This is a genomic window from Candidatus Hydrogenedentota bacterium, assembly GCA_013359265.1.
Taxonomy (GTDB): domain Bacteria; phylum Hydrogenedentota; class Hydrogenedentia; order Hydrogenedentales; family SLHB01; genus JABWCD01.
In genome coordinates this window covers 128,755-135,766 of sequence record JABWCD010000013.1, presented here as the reverse complement: position 1 = coordinate 135,766, position 7,012 = coordinate 128,755, and the positions used below count along the sequence as shown (strand labels likewise).

The following is a 7,012-nucleotide window of genomic DNA, read 5'->3' as shown; positions in this document are numbered from 1 at the left end:
AATCTGCTCTTCCGTAAACCGCTTCTTCTTCATCTCGGACCTCCTTCATGCCCGGAGATCCTAACATTCCAACTGGTCTACTTTTAGGGGAGCACGCCCTGGGCATATGAAGTGAGGGGCGGCCTGTCCAGACTCATTCTTGCGGTGCCGTCAACCAGGTTCATGCGCACACAGCCGTGAGGGCGGCCTGCCCCCGACGAGTTTTGTGTTCTTGTCGCAATTTCGGACAGCAAAATGAGAAATCCATTACACCCACCGGTCCCGTTACACATCTGCACTCGACACCCGAAACCCATGATCCGCGGCTTGCGCCGGTACCGCCTTGAACTGTCTGCACCCCTGCACACCCGGGGTGTCAAACCAGTGACGACGATGAAACATGGGCTTACGACGATTTTGGCCCCCGACCCCCCCTTGAATCGTCAAAAAAATCTCGCCACACCCCCCAGCCCCTCTGCAACAGATCGGGCCATAGCGTCCCAAGGTAGGGTGGTCTGCCATTTTGTCCTCCTCCCCGCAAGTCCTGCTCGTCAAACTACCGATCCCGCCCGCCGTCGTTTATGTCCTTTTGGTCGCTTAGGTCCTTCCTACTCGTTACGAAGTTTCCACTTCCTAACGCGCTCTTGAAAAGCTCTGCTTTGGCAATGCCCCAAAGCCCAGCATTCTCGTCATTTACGCGGCGCGTGAGTGCAACACCCTGTAACTCGTTACGAAGTTTCCACTTCGTAACGCGCTCTTGAAAAGCTCTGCTTTGGCATTGCCCCAAAGCCACACATCCTCGTCATTTACGTGGTGCGTGAGTGCAACACCCTGTAACTCGTTACGAAGTTTCCACTTCGTAACGCGCTCTTGAAAAGCTCTGCTTTGCCATTGCCCCCAAAGTCCCACATTCTCGTCATTTACGTGGTGCGTGAGTGCAACACACTGGGCAAGGTATTGAAAGGATATTCCTCAGTCCGGCATTACACGCGCGGAATCGAGCACACGTATCCCGGCGATCCGCACGACGACGATGGCAAGTGCGGCAAACAGCTTTTGCCCGAATTTCGCGTCGACGCGAAAACGTCATTTGCGCAATTCGTCCAGAGGCAAGTGGCGAGGACACCAGCGCGGGTCGGGACCCGTTGAACGCTACTCGGCTGGCATCTCCTTGAGAATCGCGACACCGGAACTCGTACCGATGCGGTCGGCGCCGGCGGTGATCATGGCGATGGCGTCAGCGTAAGTGCGGATGCCGCCGGCTGCCTTGACGCCGAGCTTGGGACCGACGACTTGCCGCATGAGGGCGACGTCGTCCGTCGTGGCCCCGGCGCGGCCGAAGCCCGTCGAGGTCTTGACGAATGCGGCGCCGGCCCGCGAGGCCATCTCGCAGACGAGAATCTTTTCGTCCGTCGTGAGGAGGCTTGTTTCGAGGATGACTTTGACGGGTACGCCTTCAGCGGATTTCACGACGGCGGCGATCTCGCGTTCGACGAAATCGGCGTAGCCGGATTTCAGCGCGCCGATGTTGATGACCATGTCCAGCTCGGTGGCGCCGTTCTTTACGGCGTCGCGCGCCTCGGCCACCTTCACGGCCGCGGTGTTCGCGCCAAGCGGAAAGCCGATAGTTGAATTCACGTGTATGCCGGAACCATTGAGGCGCTTTGCGCAAAAGGAAACCCATGCAGGATTGATCGATACCGCGGCGAAACCAAATTGCATCGCCTCATCGCACAGGTCCGCAATGTCCGTTTGCGTTGCGTCCGCGCGGAGGATGGTGTGATCGATTCGTTTTGCCAGTTCGATTCGGGTCATAAGCGCAGATTCCTCTTAGCGGCACATAGTCTGTCGATCTTACGGCCTTAAGTCCACTTCACGTTTTGACGCGCGATGGATTAGATGGATTAATGGACATCGTGCCGGTAGCGCTTTGGCTGCCCGCTCATATATGGCTAAAATCGCGAAAGCACTGTGTCAGCGTGTATACTTAGACTTTAGAAGAGTCCGGCAAGAACCAACGCGGCCCGGAGATTATGTTACGGTTTTCCTGGGACACAGTTAAGGCTGCCGCAAATTCGCGAAAACATGACGGGACGTTGTCCGAGGCGGCATCGGTCTCTGCAAATCCACCGAGTATCACGGCGTTCGATCCTGATCGTTCGGAGGATGAAGACCGATTCGTTATGGTTGGGAACTCTTTGAACGGACGTGTATTGCTCGTCGCCTACACAGAACGCGGCGAAACGATACGAATCATTAGCGCGCGTAAACTAACGCGCACGGAGCGCACAACATATGAAAACGAAGTCAAAGCCCGCAAAGACAGATGAATTGCGGCCGGAGTACGATCTCGCCCCAATCCTGAAACGGGGCGTGCAAGGAAAGTACTCCAAGCGCTATCGGGAAGGGACCAATCTAGTTCTGCTGGCACCAGACGTCACGAGCGCGTTTTCGAGTGACGAGGCGGTAAACGACGCCCTTCGGTCTGTGATTAGAATGCGTAAGTTGCCGTAAGCTGGGACGTCGCATTCAATTCCTGCCGATTCTTTAGTCCGAGCGCCGCGAATTGTACGATTGTTTTCGCAAGGTATTTAGCCCATGTCAATGTTGCGTACCATACTTCAACGAGAAGTCCTCCCGCTTGTCCAAAAGCCTTCGCGGTATCTGGGCACGGAGTTGAATTCCACGCACAAGGACTTGAGGGACGTCGAGCTGCGCGTGGCGCTCGTGTTTCCCGACCTGTACGACTTGGGGTTGGGAAACCTCGGCATCCTGATCCTGTACGCGATCCTGAACGAGCGGCCGTGGTGCTGGTGCGAGCGCGCGTATGCGCCGGCGCCGGACATGGAGGCGATCCTGCGGGAACGCGGGTTGCCGCTGTTTACGAACGAGTCGAAAGACCCGCTTGGCGCGATGGACGTGATCGGGTTCACGCTGCAATCGGAACTGACGTACACGAACATCCTCAACGCGATCGATCTTGCCGGAATACCGCTGCGCACGAAGGACCGCGACGAATCGCACCCGCTGACGATGGCGGGCGGGCCGTCGGTGTTTAATCCTGAACCGCTCGCGCCATTTATCGATTTCTTTGTGATCGGCGAGGGCGAGGACGCGATCGTCGAGATCGCGGATTTGTTGCGCGCGATGAAGGGCAAGCCGCGCCGTGAGCGGCTCGAGGCGCTGGCGAAGCTCGAAGGCGTGTACGTGCCTGAGTTGTATCCCTTCGAGACAATGCCGGACGGGCGCATTCTACCGAAGGAAGATGCGCCGAAGATCGTGAAGCGCACGGTGCAGAACCTCGATGGCGCGACGTTCCCAGCGAACTATATCGTGCCGTACACGCAGCAGGTTCACGATCGCGTCGGTCTCGAAGTGTTGCGCGGGTGCACACAAGGGTGCCGGTTCTGCCAGGCGGGTATGGTGACGCGGCCCGTGCGCGAGCGCAGTTTGGAGAAGATCGACGAGTTGATGGAACGCACGCTCGCGGCGACGGGTTACGAAGAAGTGTCGCTGGTGTCGCTGTCGACCTGCGATTTCTCGCGGCCGCGGATGTTGGTTGAGCAGGCCGCGCGGCGGGCAGCGAAGGACAACGTCAGCGTGTCGTTGCCGTCGCTGCGGCTGGATTCGTTTTCCGTCGAGCTTGCGGACATGGTCGCGGGTGTGCGCCGCAGCGGACTAACCTTCGCGCCGGAGGCGGCGACGCCAAGGTTGCGCGCGGTCATCAACAAGTGGATTCCGGACGAAGACCTGTTGCGCATGTCGTCGGAGGCGTACAAGCGCGGCTGGAACCACGTGAAGACGTATTTCATGATCGGGCTGCCGACGGAACGCGATGAAGATGTCGAGGCGATCGTCGATCTCTGCCTGCGCACGTTGAAGTTGGGGAGGTCGATCAATCCAAAGGCGAGAGTCAACACAGGTGTGTCAACGTTCGTCCCGAAGCCGTTCACACCGTTCCAGTGGGCCGAGCAGATTTCGCTGGAGGAGGCGTACCGGCGGCAGGGGATTTTGGAGAAGGGATTCAAGAACAATTCCGCAATCAAGTTCGGGCGTCACGAACCGGAGACGACTTTCATTGAGGGGTTGTTGACGCGCGCGGACCGTCGTGGCGCGGACCTGCTGGAAGCGGCGTGGCGCAATGGAGCGCGGTTAGAGTCGTGGAGCGAATATCTCAACTTCGATGCGTGGTTGAAGGCCGTCGATCAGACAGGCTTCGATGTGAAGGAGGCGTTTCGCGAGCGCGCGTTGGATGAGCGGTTGCCGTGGGACCATATCGACGTACTTATTCCCAAGCAGTGGTTCCAGGAAGACTGGCGGCGCGCGATGGAACTGAAGCACGCGCAGGATTGCCGGGCGGGCAAGTGCCACCTCTGCGGCGTGATCTATCGCGAGCGGGAACTGTGTAAGCACATGCTGAAGCGGCAGAAACAGGGCCGCATCGACGAGCAGAACTGGCAACCGACGCCGATTCCCAAGTATGTCGAACCGGACCCGGTACAGCGGCTGCGCTTCCGCATCGGTCGCTCGGGCGAAGTGCGCTTTCTGTCGCATCTCGAACTGATGAATGCGTGGGTGCGGGCGTTGCGACGCGCGCGCGCGCCGCTGTCGTACTCGCAGGGGTTTCACGCGCACCCGAAGATCACGTTCGCCACCGCCGCGCCCGTGGGCGAGGAGTCGGTCGGCGATTATATGGACATCGTGCTGAAAGAGCGCGTTGACCCGCGCGAGTTGCTGGGGCGTCTGCAGGCAACACTCGCGACAGGCTTCCGCGCGATTAGCGTCGAGGAAGTGCCGCTGAAAGCGCCCGCGCTCATGGCGGCGTGTTCCGGGTATGCCTACACCCTGACGGCCAATGCGAATGGTGACACGGTCGCCGCACGCATCGCCGAAATCCTCGACGCCGAAGAAATCCTCGTCGAACGCGACGTGAAGGTGAAAGACTGGAAGGGGCGCGAACGCCGCGAGAAGCGGGACATCGACATCCGTCCCATGATCGCGCGGCTGGAGGTTGTCCAGTCCGCCAGCAACCAGGTTGTTGTCGAGTTCGACACAAGTATCGTGAACGGCCGCTCCGCGCGTCCGCGAGAGATAGTTGTGTTACTCGGGCTCGACGCGATTAGCACGCACGTGATGAAACGCGATACCTTCCTCGCAGCGCAACGCGAGGCCGCACTGGTCTAACCGCAAGCGTGGTGGTGCGGCCGTATCAATCGTCCGACGACGCACAATGGCTGCGGATGCGCTGTGCGCTCTGGCCCGATGAATCGCCGGAGGAACTCGCCTCCGAACAGGAGGCATGGGCAGCAGGCGATGAAACGGCCGCATTCTTCGCCGTTGAAGAGGACGGCTCGCTCATAGGATTCGCCGAAGTTTCGATCCACACCGACGCGCCGGGCTGCACCTCAAATCGTATCGGCTTCCTCGAAGGTTGGTATGTCGATCCTGCGCATCGACGCCAAGGCGTTGGTCGCGCGTTAAACGCCGCCGCGGAGCAATGGGCGCGGGAACGTGGCTGCACGGAAATGGCGTCGGATACGAATGAGAGCTATCCGTATAGTCCCGCCGCGCACCGTTCCCTTGGTTACACGCAGATTCCGAACTCCTGGGACTTCTACAAGCAATTGTTGTAGTCTTTCTGGGCGCACAAATCGATTGCGCACAAGTAAGGAGGGAGTTTTCCGCATGCGCGCCTTTGCAATCATGACGCTTGTGTTTGTTTCGTCCGCGATCGCCCAGGATGCCGATGTGCACGCGATCGTAGCGGCCGGGGCGGGGAAAACAATCGCGCTGCCGGACGGCGCGTACCAGATCGATAAGCCGATTTTTGTGACAGCGGACAACACCGTCATTCACGGCCACGCGACGATCATCCAGACAAACCCCGACGCGGACATTATCCGCGTGGAGAACGCGAAGGGGGTCCGGATAGAAGGCTTGACGCTCACGCGCGAGCCGGGCAAGGAAGACTCGACGGGGTCGGGGGTGCGCGCGGAGGGCTGCACGCGGTTAGAACTGTCAGATTTACACATCGTCAACAACTGTAGCCAGCAGGGGACCATCTACCTCATCAAGTGCGAATCGTCGGTGGTGCGCGATTGCGAGATTGTGAACTACAAACGAATCGGTGTCGACGATCGGACCGCCAGTGAACTGTACGGGTATGCGTTTCGCGCAATCGATGGCACGGGCATTCAGGTGAACGAGACACGCGGGTTGCAGGTGATTAACAACCGCGTGCTGGAAGAGCGGCTGTATGCAACGAAGGAGACGAAGGAAAAGTACCAGCTTGGCTCGTTCTGCGAGGGCAAGAACCCGACGAAGAAGGGCAAGCTCGCGCCGCCGGGAGAGTATGCGAACAACTGGCACCAGGGTTCGGCAATTACCGTGTCGTCGCCAGAATCAACGAGTCACGTGCTTATCGGCGGCAACCTGATCCGGAATGCGGCGCAGGGAATCGATATGCATCTCGACAACGCGACGTGCTCGAACAACATTATCGACCACGCGTTTATCGGACTGAAGTGCATGCACGGCGCGCGCAACGTGATCATCGCGAACAATACCGTCTCGCACATGGACCTGTGGGGCCTCGTGATGATGCCGGGCACGCTCGCCCATCCCGCGGAAGCGGCCAGCGGCGAGAAGCCCGCGCGCGGCCCCAACTACACGAGGGGTAACATCATCGCCAACAATATTTTTTCGGACTTTGGATTGGGCTACGAACGGTTCAATTGGGAACAACAGCGGAGCGGGGTCATTACGCTCGATTCCGGACAGCTCGCCGAAAACCCGGTAATGACCGATGTGCTCATCGAAGGCAACGTCGTGTACGACTCAGCCTCCGACGGCGAACTCATCGACGGCCAACCGCAAACCGTCGGCCCACGCTACGAATGGGCTGTGTACATCGCGCAGGAGCCGAGCCCGAAGGGACTCGTTTTTCGGAACAACATCTTTCATCCCGGAAAGAGTGGGGTGGCGAATGTATCGGTGGAGAGCAAGTAGGGGTCGTGCTCCAGCGGAGATTCAG

5 protein-coding genes are annotated in these 7,012 nt (G+C 59.1%); 4 read left to right on the top strand and 1 reads right to left on the bottom strand.

The genetic code is table 11. The features are described from left to right. Nucleotides 1-1,131 precede the first annotated feature (1,131 nt). Nucleotides 1,132-1,785, bottom strand: a complete 654-nt coding sequence (gene deoC, locus HUU46_13730; protein ID NUM54700.1) for a deoxyribose-phosphate aldolase — start codon at nt 1,783-1,785, stop codon at nt 1,132-1,134. Between the two features lie 227 nt (nt 1,786-2,012). Here deoC and HUU46_13725 point away from each other — a divergent pair, with 227 nt between their 5' ends. The 4 genes from HUU46_13725 (at nt 2,013) to HUU46_13710 (ending at nt 6,987) form a co-directional block, all read left to right on the top strand. Then, the gene (locus tag HUU46_13725; protein ID NUM54699.1) at nt 2,013-2,309 is read left to right on the top strand and encodes a BrnT family toxin; all 297 of its coding nucleotides are present in this window, start codon (nt 2,013-2,015) and stop codon (nt 2,307-2,309) included. A gap of 268 nt (nt 2,310-2,577) precedes the next feature. Then, nucleotides 2,578-5,163: a TIGR03960 family B12-binding radical SAM protein gene (locus tag HUU46_13720; protein NUM54698.1), complete on the top strand. Its 2,586-nt coding sequence runs from the start codon at nt 2,578-2,580 to the stop codon at nt 5,161-5,163. Nucleotides 5,164-5,177: 14 nt separating this feature from the next. Continuing rightward, nucleotides 5,178-5,612, top strand: a complete 435-nt coding sequence (locus HUU46_13715; protein NUM54697.1) for a GNAT family N-acetyltransferase — start codon at nt 5,178-5,180, stop codon at nt 5,610-5,612. A 52-nt stretch (nt 5,613-5,664) separates the two neighbouring features. Next, nucleotides 5,665-6,987 carry a right-handed parallel beta-helix repeat-containing protein gene (locus HUU46_13710; protein NUM54696.1) on the top strand — a complete coding sequence of 441 codons (1,323 nt, stop codon included), beginning with the start codon at nt 5,665-5,667 and terminating at the stop codon, nt 6,985-6,987. Nucleotides 6,988-7,012 lie beyond the last annotated feature (25 nt).

Excerpts from the sequence above, each read along its gene's own strand:
- HUU46_13725 (NUM54699.1), top strand. The coding sequence starts at position 2,013 with ATGTTACGGTTTTCCTGGGACACAGTTAAGGCTGCCGCAAATTCGCGA.
- HUU46_13720 (NUM54698.1), top strand. The coding sequence starts at position 2,578 with ATGTCAATGTTGCGTACCATACTTCAACGAGAAGTCCTCCCGCTTGTC.
- HUU46_13710 (NUM54696.1), top strand. The coding sequence starts at position 5,665 with ATGCGCGCCTTTGCAATCATGACGCTTGTGTTTGTTTCGTCCGCGATC.